Here is a 21,891-nt window from a genome sequence, read left to right on the forward strand (position 1 = left end):
AAGGAATCAACGACCGACCCCCGGCGCGGAAACCGGGGAGTGAGGGGACTGGGGCCGTGGCACACCAGGATTCGGATCCGGGCTTCCCGTTCGGTGCGATCGTCGGACAGGACCAGCTGCGGCTGGCGTTGACCCTCTGCGCGGTGCACCCCGGTATCGGTGGGGTGCTGGTGCGCGGCGAGAAGGGGACCGCGAAGTCGACGGTGGTTCGGGCCCTCGCCGCGCTGCTGCCCCCGACGTCGGACGGTACGGCCGCGCGCCTGGTCGAACTTCCGGTCGGTGCCACCGAGGACCGCGTGATCGGCTCGCTGGACCTCGAGAAGGTGCTGCGGGACGGGGAGCGTGCCTTCCAGCCCGGCCTGCTCGCTGCCGCTCACGACGGCGTCCTCTACGTCGACGAAGTGAACCTGCTGCACGACCACCTGGTGGACGTACTGCTCGACGCCGCCGCGATGGGCCGCGTTCACGTCGAGCGGGACGGCGTCTCGCACTCCCACCCGGCGAAGTTCGTGCTCGTCGGCACGATGAACCCGGAGGAGGGTGAGCTGCGACCGCAGCTCCTCGACCGGTTCGGGCTCGCCGTGGACGTCGCCGCGTCCCGGGACGTCGACGTCCGCATGCAGGTGGTCCGGCGTCGGCTCGACTTCGAGGCCGATCCCGTCGCATTCGCCGCCCGATACGAGGCCGTCGACGCCGACACCGCCGCACGGATCGCCGAAGCCCGCGTCGCGCTGGCCGGTGTCGCGCTGCCGGATCGTGAGCTGCGCCGGATCGCGGCTCTGTGCGCGTCGTTCGACGTGGACGGGATGCGCGCCGACCTGGTCCTCGCGCGCACCGCCACCGCGCACGCCGCGTGGCGCGGCGCGAGCGAGGTCGTCGAGGAGGACGTGCGGGTCGCGGCCGAACTGACGTTGCCGCACCGGCGTCGCCGCGATCCGTTCGACGAACCGGGACTCGATCCGCAGCAACTCGACGATGCAATGCGTGACGCCGCCGAGCAGGCCGCCCAGGAACCGGACCCCGACACCGATCCCGACCCGGACACGGATCCCGACGGCCCGGGCGGCGGGGCACCGCAGCCGCAGGACGGCGGCGCTCCGGCGCCGTCCGCCGACGGGGACGAGGCGGCCGACGACAGTCCCGCAGCGCCGGGACCGGGGCAGGAACGCCCCGTCGGCGCTCCGGCCGCACAGTTCCGCACGCGCCTGCTCACCATCCCCGGCGTCGGCGAGGGTGCGCCCGGTCGCCGGTCGCGTTCCCGTTCGCCGCGGGGGCGTACGGTCCGCGCCACGACGGAACCGGGTCGCGGCCTGCATCTGGTCGGGACCCTGTTCGCCGCTGCCGAGCACCAGGTGTCCCGCGGCCGGACCGACGGTCGAATGTTGTTGGCGCCGAGCGATGTTCGCGGTGCGATCAAGGAGGGACGCGAGGGCAACCTGATCGTCTTCGTGGTCGACGTGTCGGGGTCGATGGCCGCCCGCGACCGACTGTCCGCCGTGACGGGCGCGGTGGTGTCCCTGCTGCGCGACGCCTACCAGCGCCGAGACAAAGTCGCCGTCATCACCGTCCGGGGCTCGTCTGCCGACGTCGTCCTGCCACCGACGTCGTCGGTGGACGTCGCGGTGCGGCGACTGAAGTCGCTGCGCACCGGCGGTAAGAGTCCGCTGGCGCAAGGGTTCTTGAAGGCACGCGAGGTGGTCCTGCGGGAGCGGGTCCGTGACCCGCAGCGTCGCGCGATGGTGGTGGCGCTCACCGACGGCCGGGCCACCGGCGGCACCGATCCGGTGCACCGGGCGAAGGTCGCGGCGGGCCTGCTCGCCGACACCGCTGTCGCCGGTGTCGTCGTCGACTGCGAATCGGGGATGGTGCGCCTCGGCTTGGCGCCGGAGCTCGCGATCGCGATGCGGGGTGCGTGTGTCCGACTGACCGAACTGTCCGCGGAGCAGGTGGCAGGCGTCGTCCGCGCCGCCGCCTGACGTACCGCCTCCGGTAGATCACCCGCCTGAAAGAGGAGCTCGACCATGCCCCAGGGAGTCCCTGTCAGCGTCCCCGACGACGGTCTGACCACCCGGCAGCGCCGCAACGCACCCGTGCTCGCCGTCCACACCGGCCCCGGCAAGGGCAAGTCGACCGCCGCGTTCGGGATGGCGCTGCGCGCCTGGAACCAGGGCTTCGACATCGGCGTCTTCCAGTTCGTGAAGTCCGCCAAGTGGAAGGTCGGCGAGGAGGCCGCGTTCCGCGCGCTGGGCGAGTTGCACGAGAACACCGGGGTCGGCGGGCCCGTGCAGTGGAACAAGATGGGCGACGGCTGGTCGTGGACCCGGAAGAAGGGTGACGACGAGGACCACGCCCGCGTCGCGCTCGACGGCTGGCGTGAGGTGGCTCGGCGAATCGCGAACGAGGAGCACCGTTTCTACGTTCTCGACGAGTTCACCTATCCGCTCAAGTGGGGGTGGGTCGACGTCGACGAGGTCGTCGACGTCCTGGTGAACCGGCCCGGAACCCAGCACGTGGTGATCACCGGCCGGGACGCGCCGCAGGCGTTGCTCGACGCCGCGGACCTGGTCACCGAGATGACGAAGGTGAAGCACCCGATGGACGCCGGACGCAAGGGGCAGCGGGGCATCGAGTGGTGACTCCCGGTACCGTGACGCCCGCGGTGGTCATCGCGGCGCCGGCATCGGGTAGCGGAAAGACCACCATTGCAACGGGTTTGATCGGCGCGCTGCGGGCCGCCGGTGACCGGGTCGCTCCGTTCAAGGTCGGCCCCGACTACATCGACCCCGGATACCACGCACTGGCGGCAGGCCGGGTCGGCCGCAACCTCGATCCGGTCCTGGTCGGCGCGGACCGCATCGGGCCGCTCTACCGGCACGGCAGCACCGGCTGCGACATCGCCGTCGTCGAGGGTGTGATGGGTCTGTTCGACGGCAAGATCTCCGAGCCGGCCCCGGAGGGCGCGGCGGAGGGATCGACGGCGCAGGTCGCGGGTCTGCTCGGCGCTCCGGTCGTCCTCGTCGTCGATGCCCGCGGCCACAGCCAGTCGCTGGCGGCGGTGCTGCACGGTTTCGCCACGTTCGATCGCGGCGTGCGGATCGGCGGCGTGATTCTCAATCGCGTCGGCAGCGCCCGGCACGAGCAGGTGCTGCGGCAGGCCTGCGAGAAGGTCGGCGTCCCCGTGCTCGGTGTGGTGCCGCGGCTTGCCGAACTCGCGGTACCGTCGCGGCATCTCGGTCTCGTGACCGCCGTCGAGCACGGCGGCGCGGCGGCGGCTGCGGTCGACGCGATGACGGAGTTGATCACGCGGCACGTCGACCTGGACGCCGTGCGCGCACTCGCGGCGGCCTCCGTCGCGGCGCCTGCGTGGGATTCTCACGCCGAGGTGGGTGGGCAGGTCGCCGGCTCACCGCTGGTCGCCGTCGCGGGCGGTGCGGCGTTCACCTTCGGCTATGCCGAACACCGCGAACTGCTGGAGGCGGCGGGGGCGCGTGTGGTCGTGTTCGATCCCGCGGCGGACGTGTTGCCCGACGGGGTCGCGGGACTGGTGTTGCCGGGCGGGTTCCCGGAGGAACACGCGACCGCGCTCGCTGCGAACACCGCGCTGCTGACATCGGTGCGGGAGTTGGCGCGCCGCGGACTTCCGATCCATGCGGAGTGCGCGGGCCTGCTGTACCTGACGCGCGCCCTCGACGGGCATCCGATGGCGCGGGTGATCGACGTCGACTCGACGTTCGGGTCGGCGCTGACCCTCGGCTACCGCGAGGCGGTCGCACTGGAGCCGTCCGTGCTGTTCGAATCGGGGGAGCGCGTCGTCGGGCACGAGTTCCATCGCACGGTGCTGGCCGAGCAGTCCGCGGCGGGCTGGGCGCCCGCGTGGGGCTGGCACGTGAGCGGGTCCGCGGCGAAGGAAGGATTTGTGGGCGGCAACGTGCACGCGTCGTACCTGCACACCCACCCGGCGGGAAACCCGGCGTCCATTCACCGATTCGTTTCTGCCGCAGCGACATTCGCGGAGAGGCATGGCTGACCTGGTGGTCGGTGTCGGACTCCGCGACGGTGTCGGCGCGGACGCGGTGCTCGGCGCGGTCGCGCAGATCGTCGACGATCCGACCGAACTCGTCGCGTTGGCCACGCTCGACCGAAAGGTCACCGAGTCGTCGGTGGCGACCGCGGCTGCCGAACTCGGGGTCCCCGTTCTCGGTTTCTCCGCCGAGGAGCTGTCCGCCGTACACGTCCCGAACCCGTCGGGCCGCGTCGCCGCGGAGACCGGGACGCCCAGCGTTGCCGAGGCAGCGGCGGTCCTGGGATCGGACGGCGGCGACCTCGTCGTGCACAAGCGTGCCCGCAATGGCGTCACCGTCGCGCTCGCCCGTACTGTTTGAACATCCCGCCCCATGAAGGAGAAGTGAAGTGGCTGCAGACGAGACGAATTACCTCGTCGGCCTGAATCTGACCGGCCGACGCGTGGTCGTCGTCGGCGGCGGCACCGTCGCCCAGCGTCGTCTCGGCCTGCTCGTTGCGTCGGGCGCCCAGGTCCATGTCATCGCCCGCACAGTCACCCCCGCAGTCGAGGGCATGGTTACTGGCGGTCAGATCACCGCGGAGCTGCGCGACTACACCGACGGCGACCTCGAGGGCGCCTGGTATGCGATCGCGTGCACCGACGAGCCCGGCACCAACGCCGCGATCGTCGCGGAAGCGGAGCGTCGCAGGATCTTCTGCGTCCGTGCCGACAGTGCCAAGCAGGGCACCGCCGTCACCCCGGCCAGTGCCTCGTTCGACGGCCTCGAGATCGGTGTCCTCGCAGGGGGAGCGCATCGTCGGTCCGCTGCGGTCCGCACCGCCATCGTCGAAGCGCTCCAGGCCGGTTCGCTCACCGACGACGAGCCACACGCGGCGGGCGTCGCGCTGGTCGGCGGCGGTCCCGGCGACCCCGACCTGATCACCGTCCGCGGACGCAGGTTGCTCGCCCGCGCCGATGTCGTCGTCGCCGACCGGTTGGCGCCGCCGGAGCTGCTCGCCGAGCTCGGCCCGCAGGTCGAGGTGATCGACGCAGCCAAGATTCCGTACGGCCGGGCGATGGCGCAGGAGGCCATCAACGCCGCGCTCATCGACAATGCCAAGGCGGGCAAGTTCGTCGTCCGGCTCAAGGGCGGCGACCCGTACGTGTTCGGGCGCGGCTTCGAGGAATTGGAGGCGTGTGTCGAAGCGGGCGTTCCGGTCACGGTCGTGCCCGGCATCACCAGTGCGATCGCGGTCCCGTCCGCCGCGGGTATCCCGGTCACGCACCGCGGGGTCACCCACGAATTCGTTGTCGTGAGCGGTCACGTCGCCCCCGACCACCCCGACTCGCTGACCGACTGGTCGGCACTGGCGAAGCTGCGCGGGACCCTCGTGATCCTGATGGGTGTCGAGCGGATCGAGAAGTTCGCCACAGCGCTCGTCGAGGGCGGTCGCAGCGCGGACACGCCCGTCACTGTGGTCCAGGAGGGCACCACTCGCGGGCAGCGTGAGCTGCGGGCCGATCTCGGCACCGTCGCCGCGCGGGTCCGCGAGGAGGGCATCCGTCCGCCCGCGATCATCGTCGTCGGTCCGGTGGCGGGGTTCTCGGTAAACGGTCGGTAACGTGGACTCTCGTGTCTGACTCCACCGCCGTGAAGTACCCCGTGACGACGCGGGCGTTCGGTCTCGCGATCGTCGTCCTCAGCGGAATGCAGCTGATGATGGTCCTCGACGGGACGGTGGCGTCGCTGGCACTGTCCCGGATCCAGGAGGACCTCGGCCTCAGCGACGCCGGCCGCAACTGGGTCATCACGTCGTACGCACTGACGTTCGGTGGACTGATGTTGCTGGGCGGCCGCCTCGGCGACGCCTTCGGTCGTAAACGGGTGTTCATCGCAGGTGTCGCGATCTTCACCGTCACCTCGCTGCTGTGCGGACTCGCGTTCAACGAGGCGACACTCGTCGCGGCGCGGGCACTACAGGGCGTCGGCGCCGCGATCGCGTCACCGACCGCGTTGGCGCTCGTCGCGACCACGTTCGCTCCCGGCCCGGTCCGCAACCAGGCCATCGCGATCTTCGCGGCCATGACCGGTGTCGGATCGGTCACCGGACTGATCGCGGGCGGCGCGCTCACCGAGGTGTCGTGGCGGTGGATCTTCCTGATCAACGTGCCCATCGGCCTCGTCATCCTCGCGTTCGCGTTCAGTTCGCTGACGGAGACCAACGCCGAACGGCTCAAGCTCGACGTGCCCGGAGCGATTCTCGCGACACTGGGCTGTACCGCCGTCGTGTTCGGATTCACCGAGGGACCCGAGATGGGCTGGGGGAGTCCGCTCGTGCTCGCCGGGCTGATCGGTGGTCTCGTGCTGCTCGGTGTGTTCCTGATGGTGGAACGGCGCGCAGAGAACCCCTTGTTGCCGTTCTCCCTGTTCCGCAGCAGAGACCGTGTCGCGACGTTCATCGCCATCGCCCTCGTCGGCATGGTGATGTTCTCGCTGGCACCGTTCGTCGCGCTGTTCGTGCAGGACGTGCTCGGATACACCCCGCTGCGGGCGGGCCTGGCGTTCGTGCCGTTCGCGTTCGGGCTCGGTGCTGCCGCGTTCGTCGCGTCGAAACTGGCGGTCCGCGTCGCGCCGCGATGGCTGGTCGCGACCGGCACCCTGCTCACCTTCGCCGGCCTCCTGTACGGCTCCACCCTCGACACGTCCACGACCTACATCGCGCACCTGCTCGGGCTGGTGATCGGCGTCGGATTCGGCGTCGGTTTGGCGGTCGTGCCGCTCCCGTTGTGCGCGATCTCCGGAGTCGGGCCGCACGAGATCGGGCCGCTCGCCGCGATCGCGCAGGTCGCCAATGTGCTGTTCGGTCCCATCGGTCTCGCGATCGTCGGCGCCATGGCGACGTCGAAGACCCTCTCGCTCGGTGGTGTCTCGGGTGTGCCCGCCGCGGAGATGGACGCGGCCCAGCTCGACGCTCTCAGCCAGGGCTACACGTTCGCGTTGCTCGGGTGTGCGATCCTGGCCGCCTTGGCGACGGTGGCCGCACTGTTCATCCGGTTCACGCCGGAGCAAGTGGCGCAGGCGCAGGCTGCGGAGAAGGCAGCCCAGGAGGCCTAGGCGGATCCGGCCCAGAATTCGACGAGCACCTTCGTGAGTTCTGCGGGCTTCTCCTCGTTCGGTGTGTGGGCGGCGCCGGCGATGATCTCGAATCGCACGCCGAGCCGGGACGCGGCGTCGGCCTGGACGTCCACCGGAATGACGTCGTGTTCACCCGCGACGACGAGGATCGGCACGCCGGCCGCGGCGAGTTCCTCGACACGGTCGGGCTCGGCACTCATGGACACGGCGATGCCAGCGATGTTCGCGGTGCGGGTAACCATGATGCGGTGGTGCAGGAACTCCTTCACCGGCGCCGGGAAGATCTCCTCGAACGCGCCGAACATCGCCTGCCACAGCGCCTCGTTGCCGCCCGCCCACAGCAGGTCCGGGATCCGGGCCGGGTCCACGGGCATGCCCAGGCTCTGGCCGCTCGGCGGCGAGTCGAGGATCGTGTAGTCCAGGAAGCGCGCCGGATCGGCGAGGATGGCGGCCCGGGTGACGAGTCCGCCGAAGCTGTGGCCGACGAGGTGCACCTTCTCCGCGGGCGCCACCTTGTCCAGCACCTCCGCGAGGTCGAGGGCGAACTTGGCCACCGTGTACTCGCCGACCGCATCGCGGCCGTCCGGTCCGTCCGAGTCGTACTGGCCGAGCTGCGAGTACGAGATCAGTCGGTACCCGGCGGCGGTCACGTACGGGGCCATCGGCAGGAAGTCCTCGCGGGAGCCGGTGAAGCCGGGGACCATGACGACGGTTCCCAGCACGTCCGTACCCGCGTCGGGAACCGCCTCGAAGAAGGACAGTTCGCCGCGTGAGATCGCGAGTCGGGACAGGGTGACGGTCATGTGCTCTCCTGGTGCCGGGTGATCGACAGGCTACGTCGCCATTCGGCGAGCCACCGGCCGCCACGCCCGGTAGCCGCCACGCATGTAAATGCCTCGCCGAACAACCTCGTCACAAGTACCGTCCGATCGGTGCACCTCTCACTGACCGCAACGGCGTCCGCCGACTTCCCGGACGCCTCGGACCTCGGCCACCTCCTGCACAAGCACCCCGACCGGGTGCAGACCTTCGATCTGTCGGTGGGCACCGCGACCGTCGTGTACCCCGAGGTGTCGACGTCCCGGTGCACGGTGACGTTGCTGCTCGACGTCGATCCGGTGGAGATGGCGCGCGGCTCGTTCCGTGGTGGCGCCGACGGGTTCGCGCTGGGCCAGTACGTCAACGACCGCCCGTACGCGGCGTCGTCGATGCTTGCGGTCGCGATCTCGCGGGTGTTCAAGTCGGCTCTCGCCGGGACGCTGACGTCCCGGCCGGAGCTTCCCGGAACCCCGGTCTCCCTGACCGTCGAGGTGCCGGTGACGCCCGCCCGCGGCGGAGCCGACCTGCCCGCCCGGCTGTTCGGTCCACTCGGGTGGACGGTGACATCGATGCCCGTGCCGCTGGACGAGACGGTCCCACGGTGGGGCGACTCGGACTACGTGCGCCTGACCCTGGACGGAACGCTCACCGTGTCGGAGGCGCTGCGCCACCTCTACGTGCTGCTTCCGGTGCTCGACGACGTCAAGCACTACTGGGTAGGCGACGCCGAGGCGGACAAGCTGGTGCGGATGGCGGGCGAGTGGCTCGCCGACCACCCCGAGCACGAGCTGATCGCCGCCCGCTACCTGGCGCACCGGCGTGAATTGGTGGCGTCGGTGGCCGATCGGCTCGCCGACGGCGCCGCGGCTCCGGCCGGCGAACCGCGGGTCGCGAGCGCGGGTCTTGCTCGACTGCGCCAGGAGGCGGTCCTGGCGACGCTGGAGGACCTCGGCGTTGCCCGCGTGGTCGACGTGGGCTGCGGTGAGGGCAAGCTGCTGCGGGAGCTGCTCGCCCGGCCGGCCTTCACCGAGATCGTCGGCGTCGACGTCGGAGACATGGCGCTGCGCAGGGCCGAACGCCGGCTCGGACTCGCCGAACTGCCCGACCGCCAACGGGCACGGATCTCGGTGCTGCAGTCGTCGGTGACCTACCGGGACGCGCGCCTGCGCGGCTTCGACGCGGCCGTGCTGATGGAGGTCGTCGAGCATGTCGACGAGGACCGCCTACCCGCGCTGGTTCGCTCGGTGTTCGCCGACATGCGGCCGCGGTTCGCACTGGTGACCACTCCCAACGCCGAATACAACGTGCTGTACCCGAATCTCGAAACCGGCATGTTCCGCCATCCGGATCACCGGTTCGAGTTCACCCGAACACAATTCGAGGCCTGGGCCACCGACGTCGGTGAGGCGCACGGCTACGACGTCCGGTGCACCGGGATCGGCGATCTCGATGCGATCCACGGTGCGCCGACCCAGATGGCCGTTTTCACACGAAGGGAGGAGGCGTAGATGAGCGACACGGAAGTGCTCGAGATCCCGGCAGCGTCGCTGGTCGTCCTCGTCGGCATCAGCGGATCCGGCAAGTCGACATTCGCCGCCCGGCACTTCGGGCCCTACGAGGTGATCTCGAGTGATCACTGCCGAGGCCTGGTCAGCGACGACCCCAACTCGCAGGCGGCGACGGCCGACGCGTTCGAGGTGCTCGAGTTCATCGCGTCCACCCGGCTACGTGCGGGCAGGCTGACCGTCGTCGACGCGACGAGCGTGCAGCCCGCGGCGCGGCGCACACTGGTCGATCTGGCCCGCTCGCAGGACATGCTCGCGGTGGCGGTCGTGCTGAACGTCCCCGAGTCGGTGTGCGCGGAGCGCAACGCCGCGCGCGGGGAGCGGGCGTTCGACCGGGCCGTCCTGCGGCGTCAGCACCAGCAGCTCACCCGGTCCATGCGCGGGCTTACCCGCGAGGGCTTCCAGGTCGTGCACGTCCTGGACGGCGTCGACGCGGTGGAGCAGGCGCGGATCCTGCGGCGACCGCTGCGGAGCGACCGCCGCGACCTGCGGGGCCCGTTCGACGTCGTCGGCGACATCCACGGCTGCCTCGGTGAACTCGAAACCCTGCTGACGACACTCGGTTACGACATCGTCCGGGACGAGTCGGGTCGCTCGGTGGATGCGCGTCCGCCGGAGGGGCGGACGGCACTGTTCCTCGGCGACTACGTGGACCGGGGTCCCGACGCTCCGGGCGTGCTGCGTCTGGTGATGGGCATGGTCGCCGCGGGTCACGCACTGGCCCTTCCGGGCAACCACGAGAACAAGCTGGTCAAGGCGCTGCGCGGGCGGAAGGTCGCCGCCACACACGGCCTCGATCGGACCCTCGAACAACTCGGGAACGAGACCGAGGAGTTCCGCCGCGAGGTGGCGCAGTTCTGCGACGGGCTCGTCGCGCACCTCGTGCTCGACGAGGGACGGCTCGTGGTGGCACACGCGGGCCTCAAGCAGGAGTACCACAACCGGGCGTCGGGCCGGGTGCGCAGTTTCGCCCTGTACGGCGAAACCACCGGTGAGACGGACGAGTTCGGGCTTCCCGTTCGCTATCCGTGGGCCGAGGAGTACCGCGGTGACGCGATGGTGCTCTACGGGCACACACCGGTGCCCGAGGTGCGGTGGGTCAACAACACCGCCTGCCTGGACACCGGGTGCGTCTTCGGCGGCGCGCTCACCGCGCTGCGCTATCCGGAACGGGAGGTCGTTTCGGTTCCCGCGCAGCGGGAGTGGTACCCGCCGATCCGGCCGCTGCACGTCTCCGACACCGATCCGCAGGCGCTCGACATCGCGGACATCATGGAAGTCGGGGGAGTGGAGACGTCGCTGCGCGGGCGGGTCACGGTGCGCCCGGAGAACGCGGCGGGGGCGCTCGAGGTGATGAGCCGCTGGGCGGTGACGCCGCAGTGGCTGACGTACCTGCCCCCGACCATGTCGCCGTGCCCGACCTCCTCGCTGCCGGGCCTGCTCGAGCACCCGACCGAGGCCTTCGCTGCGTACCGGAAAGCGAAGGTGGACAGTGTGATCTGCGAGGAGAAGCACATGGGGTCGCGGGCCGTCGCGCTCGTGTGCCGCGACGCCGCCGTCGCCGCCGAGCGGTTCGGAGTCCGGGACGGTCTCTCCGGAATGGTGCACACCCGCACCGGCAGGCGCATGTTCGACGCGGAGCAGACCGAGCGCCTGGTCTCGATGATCGCCGGCGCGGTTACGGCGGCCGGGCTGTGGGACGAACTCGGCACCGACTGGCTGCTGCTGGACGCGGAGCTGCTGCCCTGGTCGGCGAAGTCGGAGGGGCTGCTGCGGTCGCAGTACGCAGCGGTGGGGGCGGCGGCCCGCGCCGACCTGTCGGCCAGGGAACGAGTTCTGGAAGCCGCGGCCGCTCGCGGCCTCGATGTCGCCGCGCTGCGGGAGAGTGCCCGGTCCCGAGCGGACGACGTGGCGCGCTACGTCGGCGCATACCGGCGCTACGTCTGGCCGACCGAGGGACTGAGCGGGGTGCAGATCGCCCCGTTCCAGCTGCTCGCCACCGAGGGAACCGGATACGCCGACCGCGATCACGGCTGGCATCTCGCGGTCGCGGACCGGCTGGTCGAGGTGGCGCCGGACCTGTTCCGGACAACCCGGCGGATCGGCGTCGACACGTCCTCCCCGGAGTCCGAGGCGGCCGGCGTCGCATGGTGGGAGGAACTCACCGCGGCAGGCGGCGAGGGGATGGTGGTCAAGCCGTTCGACAACCTGCGGCCCGGATCACGCGTGCAGCCCGGCATCAAGGTGCGGGGCCGGGAGTACCTGCGGCTGATCTACGGTCCGCACTACACCGAGCCGGAGAACCTCGAACGACTCCGGAACCGGAGCCTCGGTCACAAGCAGTCGATGGCGCTGCGCGAGTACGCACTCGGCCTCGAGGCTCTCGACCGGCTGGTGAAGAAGGATCCGCTGTGGCGGATCCACCAGGCGGTGTTCGCGGTCCTCGCGTTGGAGTCCGAGCCGGTCGACCCCCGTCTGTAGGGGCGCCGGGTTCCGCTTTCGGCGCCCGGACGGGCGGCCTCCCGGCGAGCGGGAGGCCGGGGGCTTCGCAGGCTGCCCGGTGGGGCGGGCCTCTCGACTTGATCTCCCGCACAACGGGAGACGGTGATCCGTGGTCACCTTCGCAAACCTAGCGTGAGTGAATGGCCGACCAGAGGATCCACATAGTCGATCGGGTGACGACCGAACCGGGGCGCGGGCGCGCCTTCGCCGACGCGTACCTGTCGGACTATGTGCCGCAGGCCGTCCGGACCGGGATGACACTCGACCGGGTGTTGGTGAGTCCGCCGGTGTGGTTGGAGGACGACGGAAACACGGTGACCGCGATCTGGACGGTCTCCGGACACGAGCAGTGGTGGCAGACCGCGATCGCCCGCCGGTTCGACGCCGGCTTCGCCGACTTCTGGGATCGCGTCGAACCGATGGTGGCGCAGCGTTCGCGCTCGATGGCGGCCACGGCGGAGAGTGTGGAGGACCTGTGCCGTGTTTAGCGTGACCCGTCTCGTTCACCTGACCGACCCGAGCGATGCGGCCGCGGTGGAGGCCGTCGTCCACCGGATCCGCGCCGGCGTGGATGCGACACCCCACCGGTATGCCGTGGTGCAGCCGACGCTCGACGGCGCCCGCAACGGCGGCGACGTCCTCGTCCACCTCCGCTTCACGACGCAGTGGGAGTGGGAGAGCTGTCGGTCGGCCGTCGAGTCCGCAACCGCAGGACCGGACGTGCGGCACGTCGATGGCGCCGACTATCTCCCCGGCAGCGGGCGGGAGTCGTGGAGCGGGTCACGCACCGGCGGTGCGGCTCCCACGGTGTACCGCACACTGCTCCTGCGCGTCGACGCCGCCGCGGCGCGGGACGTCGTGGAGCGGTTCGAGCGGGAGATGCTCAGCATGCCGCAGCACGTGACGTCCATGCTGTCGTGGCAGCTGAGCCATGTGACCGCCGCGACCGGTGCCAGCGACTGGACCCACGTCTGGGAGCAGTCCTTCACCGATGTCGACGGCCTGCTCGGTCAGTACATGGCCCACCCCGTGCACTGGGGCTACGTCGACAAGTGGTTCGACCCGGAGAGTGTCGAGTACATCGTCAAGGACCGTGTCTGCCACAGCTTTTGCGCTCTACCCAGTCAGAATCCGCCCAACCCGAAGGAGAACGGCGTGCGCCGATCCGACCTGCATCCCGACGTCGAGGCGATGCTCGCCGCACTGGAGTCCGGGTTCCCGGACGTGACGGCGTACCCCGCCGCCGAACTGCGGGAGATCATCGCCTCGCGGCGTGCGCCGTTGGCCCGGACGCCCGACATGCGGATGGCGCGGGACGTGGTGATCGACGGACCGGGTGGCGACCTGACGTTGCGGGTGTACGTCCCGCACGGCGACCCCGTGTCCCGCCCGGTGATCGTGTTCGCCCACGGCGGCGGTTTCGTGTTCTGTGACCTCGACAGCCACGACGAGTTCTGCCGGTCGATGGCAGAGGCCATCGACGCCGTCGTCGTCGCGGTGGACTACCGGCTGGCGCCGGAGCATCCGGCACCGGCGGCGATGGAGGACGTGTACGCGGCGGTGTGCTGGACCGTGGCCAACGCCGCGACCTACGGGGGAGACCCGACACGGGTTGCGATCGCGGGTGACAGCGCAGGAGGCAACCTTTCGGCGACGGTCTCGGTGGCGGCGCGGGAACGTGGTGGCCCGACGATCGCGGCGCAGATCCTGCTTTACCCGGTGATCGAGGATGACTTCGAGACGGAGTCGTATCAGCGGTACGGCGTCGGTTACTACAACACCACGAAGGCGATGCGCTGGTACTGGGAGCAGTACGCGCCACACGGCCGGGACAGTGAACTCGTCATCCCGACCCGCGCGACGACACTCGCGGGACTGCCGCCGGCGGTGGTGGTCACCGCGGAACTGGACCCGCCGTGCTCTGAGGGCGAGGCGTACGCGCGGCGGCTCGCCGCGGATGGAGTTCCGATGATCGAGCGCCGCTTCGACGGCCTGTTCCACGGATTCCTCACCTTCCCGCAGCTGTCGCTGACCGGGCCGGCCAGGCAGGAGGTGTGGCAGCTGATCCGCCGGGTCCTCGACCCCGGCTTCGGCGAGTCCGACACCGGGCACGTGCCCGCGCACGCGACGATCGAGCCATGACGACCCGCCCTACCGCCACCCGCATGCGGGTGGCGGTAGGGCGGCAGCGGGCGCGGTCACCGGGGCCTGCATGAGGGGTGACGAATCAGTTCCGGGTCTGGTTGTCAGCGGGCTGGAGGTGGGCTCGCTGGCCATCGCGGTCGAGGATCGACAGGATCTCCGTCGGACCGCCGTACGCGGTGAACGCGTGCGGCGTCATCGTGGAGAACTGGGCTGCCTGGCCCGCCTCAACGCGGATCGTGCGGTCGCCGAGCTGAAGCCTCACGGTCCCGGACAACACCGTGAACCACTCGTGGCCGGGATGGACGCCGAGCCGGTCGGCGGCTATCGGCGTCTCGTCGGTGATGCGCATCTTGGCGACGGTGACGCCCGGCAGGCTCCCCTCCCGGGACAGCAGCCACGTCGTGATGCCGTGATGGCGCTGGGGCTCGGGCCGGATCACGACGTCCTCGTCGCTGGGGGACTCGACGAGTTGGTCGAGGGTGGTGTCGAGTGCGCGCGCGATCGGCACGAGCTGATCGAGTGCGATCCGGCGGTGGCCCGTCTCGATGCGGCTGAGGGTGGACGGGCTGAGGTGGCAGCGAGCGGCGAGCGCGTCGAGGGACCAGCCGCGGGCCAGGCGGAGGCTGCGGATGCGCTGGCGGATGACGTTCTCGAGGCCAGGTTCTTGCGTCATGAGCAAGAGTGTATGCGCGCTTGGCACACCCGCGCTAGCGTGGAGTCATGGCAGAGCACCACGATCATTCGCATTCGCACTCCCATGGGCACGGACATGGCCACGGGCATAGGCATGGTCCGCAGGACGTGGCGACCCTGGAGCGCCTGGCCGATCTCCTCGACCGAGACGCGGAGGTGCTGGGGTCGCGCCTCGACGACATCACGGCGTGGGCAGCGGAGTACGCGCCGGGCAGTGTCCGACGCGTCATCGACATCGGGGCAGGCACGGGCACCGGGACGCTCGCGCTGGCCCGCCGATTCGATGCCGCCGACCTCGTCGCGATCGACCGGTGGCCGACGATGGTCGAGCGGGTCCGCGCCGCGGGTGCGGCGCACGGCTTCGACGGGCGGCTGCGGGTCGTGGAAGCCGACCTCGACGCCGGATGGCCCGCCGAACTCGGCGGCGACGGAACGGGTTCCGTCGACGTCGCGTGGGCGTCGGCGTCGCTGCACGAGGTCGCCGATCCGGACCGGCTGCTCCGCGACGTACGCGCGGCCCTGGCGCCGGGTGGCGTGCTGGTCGTCGTCGAGATGGACTCGCTGCCGCGGTTCCTGCCCGACTCCGTCGGGAACGGTCTCGAGGACCGATGCCACGCGACGCTCGCCGGGGACGGCTGGAACTCGTTCCCCGACTGGCGTGAGCATCTCGATCGCGCCGGATTCGACGTCGCCGACCAGCGGTCGTTCGAGGTCGTGCGACCCGCGACCGAGTCGAATCGCCGCTATGCCCGGCTGAACGTCGAGCGGATGCGCAGTGCCCTCGCCGACCGGTTGAGTGAGGAGGATCGACGCATTCTCGACGATCTGCTCACGGACGATCATCCGGACTCTGTGCTGCTCCGCGACGACCTCACCGTGCGAATCGGTCGGATCGGGTGGGTGGCGCGGGCCTGACCCGCCACCCACCCGCTGCTCCGGTCAGTCCTTGCGTCGCAGCACGAATGCGCCCGCGGCGACTGCGGCGATGGCCACCAGGATCACGCTGATCACGGCCGTCTCGGTCGACGTGCCGGAATCCTCGGCCACACTCTCCGTGTCGGCGAGGGTGCGAACCTCGGGGTCCGCATCCGCGGTCGGGGCCGCGGACGCCGTCGCCGGCGAGGAAGTCGATGCGGCGCCGAAGGTGACGGCCGTGCGGGTGTCCTGGCTGCGGTCGGCCGTGCCGTGTGCGGCGACCGTGTAGATCGAGCAGGTGTTGCGGGTGCAGTCCGAGTCACCCTTCACCGCAGCCAGTTCCATCTCGGTGGACCAGGCGCCGTCGACGATCTTGTCGGGGGTGAGGTACGCCGTCGTCATCCAGGCGGACGCGTCGGTGGCCGAGAACTTGTCGTCCTGGATCAGTCCGACGTAGATGCCCGCGCCGGCGCCCGAGAATCCGGTGCCGCTGACGGTCACCGTCTCACCGGCCGGATCAAGTCCGTCGGTCTTCGAAGCCGACACCGCGGCGGTACCGGCCGAGGCTGCCGTGGTCGTGGTCGTGGTCGTGGTGGTGGGGGTGGCCGTCCCGACGAAGCTGATCGGAATCATGGTGTCCTGGCTGCGGTCGGCCGAGCCGTGTGCGGCGAAGGTGTACACGGCGCAGGCGTTGCGTGTGCAGTCGCTGTCACCGAAGGCGCCAGCGACGTTCAGCGTCGTCGACCACGAGCCACCTGCCATGTCCGAGGCGCGGATGTACTTGGTGTCCTGGAAGGCGGAGGCGTTCGTCGACGAGAACCGATCGGACTGTGCGACACCGACGTAGATGCCGGGGCCGGTGGTGGCGAAGCCGGTTCCGGACACGGTGATCGTGTCACCCGCTGCGTCCAGGCCCGACGTCTTCGATGCCGACACCGACGGCGTTCCGGCGGCGGCTGCGGCCGGAGTCGCGCCGGGGGCTTCCCGGGCTTCTGCGGGGTCGAAGGTGACGGGGACGACGGTGTCCTGGCTGCGGTCCGGCGAGCCGTGTGCGGCGAGGGTGTAGATGGCGCAGCTGCGTGCGAGGCAGTCGGTTTCGCCGGTCCGGGCCTGAACGGGCAGGTCGACGGTCCACGCGCCGCCGTTGATGTCGGTGCTGCGCACGTACACGGTGGACGCGAAGGAGTCGGCGTTGGCCGGGTTGTAGCGTCCGGTCTCGGCGAGTCCGACGTAGATGCCCGCGCCCGCGGCGGAGAAGCCGGTGCCCGACACTCGCAGCGTCTCACCCGACGCGCCGATGCCTGACGTCGTGGACACGGTGGTGACCGGACCGCCGGTGCCCGGTGCAGCGCCGGAACCCTGCTGTCCGACGGCGGCGTCGGATGCGAACGAGATCGGCATCCACACGTCCTGGCTGCGGTCGGTGAAGATCGACGGGAACGCCGCGAAAGTCGCAATGTAGCAGTCGGTCTGGAGGCAGTCGATGTTCTTGACGTTGCGGCTGACCTCGATGTCGGCGGTGAAGGAACCGTCGGCTTCGGTGGTGACCTTCGCTTCCTGGCCGTACATGGTCGGGAAACCGACAGCGGGCTTGGCGACGGTCTGCGCGAGGTACAGGGGCGTGTTCGCCTTGAATCCGGTTCCGGTCACCGTGACTGCGTCTCCGGTTCCCAGGTCGGTGGTCCGGGACAGGGTGATGGCTCCGGTGCCTGCGCCGAAATCGACGTCGACGGGACCGATCGAGATGCCGCCGTCGGCGGACCCCGACGGGGCCTGCTGAGCCTGTGCGACCTGCGACTGTGCGAGACCGAACGGTATCGCTGCCGACATCGCGACGACCGCTACCGCGATCGCTGCCCGACTGAACACGCGCATTCCCCAACTCCCTGGTCCGGGCCGCTGTGGCGGCACCACGCTCGAACGAGAGGTGAGGCTAACCTATTTGCTGGACGCCTGTTCAGGCGGAGCCGCCTACGTCAGGATGACGAGCTCGGTGGGGGAGGCGATCTCGACGGTCAGGCCCGCCTTCGACGCGACGCGGGCGACGCCCTTCACATCCGACGGCTCGGCCCGGGAAACGACGAGCGCACGCGCGAGCAGTCCCTTGTGGTGCTTGTTGAAGTGGCTCACCACCGACCGGCTGCCGTCGGGCTTCTCGGTCAGCACCGTCGCGGTCACCGCTCCGGGCACCGGGCCCAGTTGCTGATAGGTCCCCGATCGCAGGTCCACGATCAGCCCCTCGTCCTCCGCTTCGAGCGCGGGGGTGAGTTCCGGTTTCCACAGCGACTGCAGGGTGCCCATGCCGGGCAGCTTCGATCCGCCCGACAGGCGGTACGCCGGGATGAAGTCTCCGGACCGCACGACGCCGAACAGTGCCGACCCGATCGCCAGCCGCGTGAACGCCTTCGACTTCTGCACGCGGGTGAGGGATTTCGCGTCGAGCGCGTCGAACAGGACACCGGTGTACCGCTCGAGTGCCGGTCTCGTCGACGAGGTCCACAGCGCGGCGTTGCGGGCCACCTCGTCGGACTGCCCGGCGCTGAGCCCGAGCGCGACGCTCGACGCCTCGACGTCCGCGGACAGAGTGACGAGGGCGTCGACCAGCATCTCGCGTGTTGCGGTCAGCTTCGGCAGGGACAGCTCCCCGAGATCGAGCGGGGCGCCCTTGCCGCCGTCGGACTTGGTCTCGGAGGGAGGAAGCAGAACCAGCACGGCCGGTAACGCTACCCGGGCGGTGCGTCGCCCCGACACGGCGCTGCCCCTCGGGTCGGCGCGGTGACGCCGGTCCGGTCATCCGGGCCGAGGGGGCAGCAGTGTCGAGCGGATCAGGAGATGGTGCAGCCGGAGATCGGCTTGTCGGCGAGTCGGTCGAGCAGGTACGTCACGACCTTGTCGCTCATGTACCCGTCGGCGATCTGCGGACCGAAGTGGTTCGGAATGGTCGCGCCGGACGCGATCGGCGGCAGGTCGTTCGTGTCGAATCGGACCGTGGCCCCCTTCGCGCACCAGTCCTCGCCCAGTTGCCGCGCCTGACCGTAGGGAACGGTGTCGTCGTTGCGGCCGCTGGTGATCAGGACGGGGCTGGTCGGGGTGAGCCGGCCGATGCGCTGAGCGTCGAGGGTGCGCATGGCATCGGGCATCTCACGGAAGTGGTCGAGGAGCGGCCGGCCGTCGACAGTGAGGGTGCTCGACTTCAGGAACGGATGCTTGAGGATCACGTCGCCGATGCACGCGTCCCGCATCTCGTCGAGAAACGCCAGTCCACGCGGATTGAGAACCTGCTCGGCCTGGGCTCGCAGTTCCGGCTGGCGGTCGAGGAATCCGTTGAGGGCGAATCCGACGACGCCGCCGATGAGGCTTCCGTCGACCTTGCCGAGGATCTCGATCAGGTTCGCGGTCGGGCCTCCCGCCCAGGTCCCCTTGAGGTTCACCTCCGGGGCGTAGGTCGGCTGCATCTCGGAGGCGGCAGCCGTCGCGCCACCGCCCTGGGAGTAGCCCCAGAGGACGATCGGTGTCCCCGGCCCACCCGAGAGGGTGTTCGCGGCACGGGCGGCGTCGAGTACGGCGTGCCCGCCCTCCTTGTTGTTGACGTAGGTGTGGACGCCCGGCGTTCCGAGGCCGATGTGATCGGTGACGAACACCCGCGCACCCATCGCGCTCCACGCGGCGGCCGACAGGATCTCCTGGTTGGCCGAGAAGGAGGCCTTGGAGATGTCGACGTACATCCCGTTCTGGAAGGCTGCCGAGACCGCGCACTGGTCGCCCTGCCCCGAGGTTCCGGGTGCGATGACGACCGTCGGGCGAGCGCCGGATCCGGTCCAGGGGCGGTTGGTGTCGACGAACGTGCCGCTGACGGCGACGGGCGTCCCGTCCTGGGTCGTCGAGGTGTACAGGACCTGTCGGCCGGCTGCGGGCCAGGTCCCGTCGCCGCCCGGCACGGTGGCGAGGATCGGCAGGGGCTCGTTCCTGATCACGGCACCTGGTGTCGCGTCGAACTGCGCGGGAGGCACGTAGAAGCCGCTCACGGGTGTCGCGCCGGCAGGGCTCGCGCAGAGTGAGGCGGCGATTCCGAGCGCCAGGCCGGCGGTGAGGGCCGTCGTGCCCGTGCGATGCTGCGGACGCCGCCTGTCGCGTGTCCAACCGTGTCCGAGCACGTGAGTTCCCCCTGTGGATTCGTGTGTGTTCGTGAGGTGACCGAGCGCGATCCCGAGGCGGAATGTGGCGCCGGACACCCGTAACTTACCCGACAGTAACCAGAAAAATGTCTAGTTGTGGCGTCGGTCACAGCTGGTTGTGCACCGGCGGTTCAGGCTGAGGGCGGACCGCCGACTATCCTGATATCCCGTGATCACCCGCCTGTCTCAGCTGTTCCTGCGCACCCTCCGCGACGACCCGGCCGACGCCGAGGTCCCCAGCCACAAGCTGCTCGTCCGCGCCGGGTACGTCCGCCGCATCGCTCCGGGCGTCTATTCCTGGCTACCGCTCGGCCTCAAGGTCATGCGTGAGGTCGAGCGAGTGGTCCGCGAGGAGATGGACGCCATTGGCGCCCAGGAGATCCTGCTGCCCGCGCTGCTGCCCCGTGATCCGTACGAGACCAGCAACCGGTGGACCGAATACGGTGCCGGGCTGTTCCGGTTGAAGGACCGGAAGGGCAACGACTACCTGCTCGGGCCCACGCACGAGGAACTGTTCGCGCTCACCGTCAAGGGTGAGTACAACTCCTACAAGGACTTCCCGGTCACCCTCTACCAGGTGCAGACCAAGTACCGCGACGAGGAGCGGCCCCGCGCAGGCATCCTGCGTGGCCGCGAGTTCGTGATGAAGGACTCGTATTCCTTCGATCTGACCGACGAGGGCCTGGCCGCCTCGTACCAGGCGCATCGTGACGCATACGAGCGGATCCTGCAGCGCCTCGGCGTCAAGTACGTCATCGTTTCGGCGACCTCCGGTGCCATGGGCGGCAGTGCCTCCGAGGAGTTCCTGGCCGAGTCCGAGGTCGGTGAGGACACCTACGTCCGCTGCCTCGAATCCGGATACGCCGCGAACGTCGAAGCCGTCAAGACGCTGGCGCCCGCGCCGATCCCGTTCGACGGGCTGCCGGAGGCGAAGGTGTACGACACGCCGGACACCCCGACGATCGACTCGCTCGTCGACTGGGCCAACGGAGCCGGCCTGGGCAAGGCCGTGACCGCGGCCGACACCCTCAAGAACATCATGGTCAAGACGCGCGTTCCCGGTGGGGAGTGGGAGCTGCTCGCGATCGGCATCCCGGGTGACCGTGAGGTCGACGCGAAGCGCCTCGAGGCGTCGCTGGAGCCCGCCGAGTACGTGCTCATCACCGAAACCGACTTCAAGAACAACCCGTTCCTCGTCAAGGGCTACATCGGCCCGAAGGCGCTGCAGGAGAACGGTGTCCGCTACCTCGTCGACCCGCGCGTGGTCGACGGCACGAGCTGGATCACCGGCGCCGACGAAGAGGGCAAGCACGTCGTCGGTCTCGTCGCCGGCCGTGACTTCACCCCGGACGGCACCATCGAAGCCGCCGAGGTCCGCGACGGCGATCCGTCGCCCGACGGTGCCGGAGCCCTCGTCGCGGCCCGCGGCATCGAGGTTGGCCACGTCTTCCAGCTCGGCCGCAAGTACACCGACGCGTTCGAGGTGAACGTCCTCGGCGAGAACGGCAAGCCGGTGCGCCCGACGATGGGCTCCTACGGAATCGGCGTCTCCCGCCTCGTCGCGGTCATCGCGGAGCAGCAGCACGACGACAAGGGTCTGCGCTGGCCCGCGGAGGTGTCCCCGGCGAACGTGCACCTGGTCATCGCGAACAAGGACGACGCCGCACGTGAGGGCGGCGAGGCGCTGGCAGCGAAGCTGGACGCGGCGGGCCTGTCCGTGATCCTCGACGACCGCAAGGCGTCGCCGGGCGTGAAGTTCAAGGATTCCGAACTGCTCGGTGTGCCGTTGGTCGTCGTCGTGGGCCGCGGATACGCCGAAGGCAATGTCGAGTTGCGCGACCGGTTCACCGGAGAGTCCCGCGAGGTGCCGGTGGACTCGGCTCTCGACGAGGTGCTGGCAGTCGTTCGGGCCTGACCCGAACCCGTTCGATCCGCTCG

Annotated in this window: 17 protein-coding genes and 1 pseudogene; 13 read left to right on the forward strand and 5 right to left on the reverse strand. The window is 70.1% G+C overall.

Features of this window, described 5'->3' with window-relative positions:
* Positions 1 to 56 precede the first annotated feature (56 nt).
* The 6 genes from RHCRD62_RS23555 (at position 57) to RHCRD62_RS23580 (ending at position 7,118) form a co-directional block, all read left to right on the forward strand.
* A complete protein-coding gene (locus RHCRD62_RS23555) occupies positions 57 to 1,976 on the forward strand; it encodes a magnesium chelatase subunit D family protein (protein ID WP_050067180.1) in 1,920 nt (639 codons plus the stop codon).
* A gap of 45 nt (positions 1,977 to 2,021) precedes the next feature.
* Positions 2,022 to 2,636, forward strand: coding sequence for a cob(I)yrinic acid a,c-diamide adenosyltransferase (gene cobO, locus RHCRD62_RS23560; protein WP_050067181.1), 615 nt, complete (start codon positions 2,022 to 2,024; stop codon positions 2,634 to 2,636).
* Entirely contained in the window at positions 2,630 to 4,027 is a 1,398-nt protein-coding gene (locus RHCRD62_RS23565; RefSeq protein WP_253277452.1) for a cobyrinic acid a,c-diamide synthase CobB, read from the forward strand. The genes cobO and RHCRD62_RS23565 overlap by 7 nt, the downstream gene beginning before the upstream one ends.
* The gene (locus RHCRD62_RS23570; RefSeq protein ID WP_050067182.1) at positions 4,020 to 4,382 is read left to right on the forward strand and encodes a cobalamin biosynthesis protein; all 363 of its coding nucleotides are present in this window, start codon (positions 4,020 to 4,022) and stop codon (positions 4,380 to 4,382) included. The genes RHCRD62_RS23565 and RHCRD62_RS23570 overlap by 8 nt, the downstream gene beginning before the upstream one ends.
* Positions 4,383 to 4,410: 28 nt before the next feature.
* On the forward strand, positions 4,411 to 5,625 hold the full coding sequence (gene cobA, locus RHCRD62_RS23575; RefSeq protein ID WP_050067183.1) for a uroporphyrinogen-III C-methyltransferase: 1,215 nt from the start codon (positions 4,411 to 4,413) through the stop codon (positions 5,623 to 5,625).
* Between the two features lie 86 nt (positions 5,626 to 5,711).
* Positions 5,712 to 7,118, forward strand: coding sequence for an MFS transporter (locus RHCRD62_RS23580; protein WP_253277462.1), 1,407 nt, complete (start codon positions 5,712 to 5,714; stop codon positions 7,116 to 7,118).
* On the opposite strand, the gene RHCRD62_RS23585 is transcribed toward RHCRD62_RS23580, so the two are convergent.
* On the reverse strand, positions 7,115 to 7,942 hold the full coding sequence (locus RHCRD62_RS23585; protein WP_050067185.1) for an alpha/beta fold hydrolase: 828 nt from the start codon (positions 7,940 to 7,942) through the stop codon (positions 7,115 to 7,117). The two genes, RHCRD62_RS23580 and RHCRD62_RS23585, sit on opposite strands and share 4 nt — an antisense overlap.
* A gap of 129 nt (positions 7,943 to 8,071) precedes the next feature.
* Between RHCRD62_RS23585 and RHCRD62_RS23590 the strand changes: the two genes are divergently transcribed.
* The 5 genes and pseudogenes from RHCRD62_RS23590 to RHCRD62_RS26540 all read left to right on the forward strand — a co-directional run bounded on the left by RHCRD62_RS23590 (position 8,072) and on the right by RHCRD62_RS26540 (position 14,167).
* The gene (locus RHCRD62_RS23590; RefSeq protein ID WP_050067186.1) at positions 8,072 to 9,466 is read left to right on the forward strand and encodes a 3' terminal RNA ribose 2'-O-methyltransferase Hen1; all 1,395 of its coding nucleotides are present in this window, start codon (positions 8,072 to 8,074) and stop codon (positions 9,464 to 9,466) included.
* Positions 9,467 to 12,004, forward strand: a complete 2,538-nt coding sequence (locus RHCRD62_RS23595; protein ID WP_050067187.1) for a polynucleotide kinase-phosphatase — start codon at positions 9,467 to 9,469, stop codon at positions 12,002 to 12,004.
* 161 nt (positions 12,005 to 12,165) lie between these two features.
* A complete protein-coding gene (locus RHCRD62_RS23600) occupies positions 12,166 to 12,513 on the forward strand; it encodes a hypothetical protein (RefSeq protein ID WP_050067188.1) in 348 nt (115 codons plus the stop codon).
* A gap of 319 nt (positions 12,514 to 12,832) precedes the next feature.
* Positions 12,833 to 13,105, forward strand: a pseudogene (locus RHCRD62_RS26660) (Dabb family protein); the annotation flags it as partial.
* Between the two features lie 111 nt (positions 13,106 to 13,216).
* Positions 13,217 to 14,167: an alpha/beta hydrolase gene (locus RHCRD62_RS26540; RefSeq protein WP_050067252.1), complete on the forward strand. Its 951-nt coding sequence runs from the start codon at positions 13,217 to 13,219 to the stop codon at positions 14,165 to 14,167.
* Positions 14,168 to 14,252: 85 nt separating this feature from the next.
* On the opposite strand, the gene RHCRD62_RS23610 is transcribed toward RHCRD62_RS26540, so the two are convergent.
* On the reverse strand, positions 14,253 to 14,843 hold the full coding sequence (locus tag RHCRD62_RS23610) for a helix-turn-helix domain-containing protein (protein ID WP_050067189.1): 591 nt from the start codon (positions 14,841 to 14,843) through the stop codon (positions 14,253 to 14,255).
* Between the two features lie 128 nt (positions 14,844 to 14,971).
* On the opposite strand from RHCRD62_RS23610, the gene RHCRD62_RS23615 reads away from it, so the two are divergent.
* Positions 14,972 to 15,778, forward strand: coding sequence for a class I SAM-dependent methyltransferase (locus RHCRD62_RS23615; protein ID WP_253277453.1), 807 nt, complete (start codon positions 14,972 to 14,974; stop codon positions 15,776 to 15,778).
* Between the two features lie 24 nt (positions 15,779 to 15,802).
* Here RHCRD62_RS23615 and RHCRD62_RS23620 read toward each other — a convergent pair whose 3' ends face one another.
* The 3 genes from RHCRD62_RS23620 to RHCRD62_RS23630 form a co-directional block, all read right to left on the reverse strand.
* On the reverse strand, positions 15,803 to 17,653 hold the full coding sequence (locus tag RHCRD62_RS23620; protein ID WP_050067191.1) for a neocarzinostatin apoprotein domain-containing protein: 1,851 nt from the start codon (positions 17,651 to 17,653) through the stop codon (positions 15,803 to 15,805).
* Between the two features lie 96 nt (positions 17,654 to 17,749).
* On the reverse strand, positions 17,750 to 18,490 hold the full coding sequence (gene yaaA, locus RHCRD62_RS23625) for a peroxide stress protein YaaA (RefSeq protein WP_050067192.1): 741 nt from the start codon (positions 18,488 to 18,490) through the stop codon (positions 17,750 to 17,752).
* 113 nt (positions 18,491 to 18,603) lie between these two features.
* On the reverse strand, positions 18,604 to 19,932 hold the full coding sequence (locus tag RHCRD62_RS23630) for a lipase family protein (RefSeq protein WP_172671125.1): 1,329 nt from the start codon (positions 19,930 to 19,932) through the stop codon (positions 18,604 to 18,606).
* A gap of 190 nt (positions 19,933 to 20,122) precedes the next feature.
* On the opposite strand from RHCRD62_RS23630, the gene RHCRD62_RS23635 reads away from it, so the two are divergent.
* Positions 20,123 to 21,868 carry a proline--tRNA ligase gene (locus RHCRD62_RS23635; protein WP_050067193.1) on the forward strand — a complete coding sequence of 582 codons (1,746 nt, stop codon included), beginning with the start codon at positions 20,123 to 20,125 and terminating at the stop codon, positions 21,866 to 21,868.
* Positions 21,869 to 21,891: the final 23 nt, after the last annotated feature.

The organism is Rhodococcus sp. RD6.2 (assembly GCF_001040705.1).
Classification (GTDB): Bacteria; Actinomycetota; Actinomycetes; order Mycobacteriales; family Mycobacteriaceae; genus Rhodococcus_G.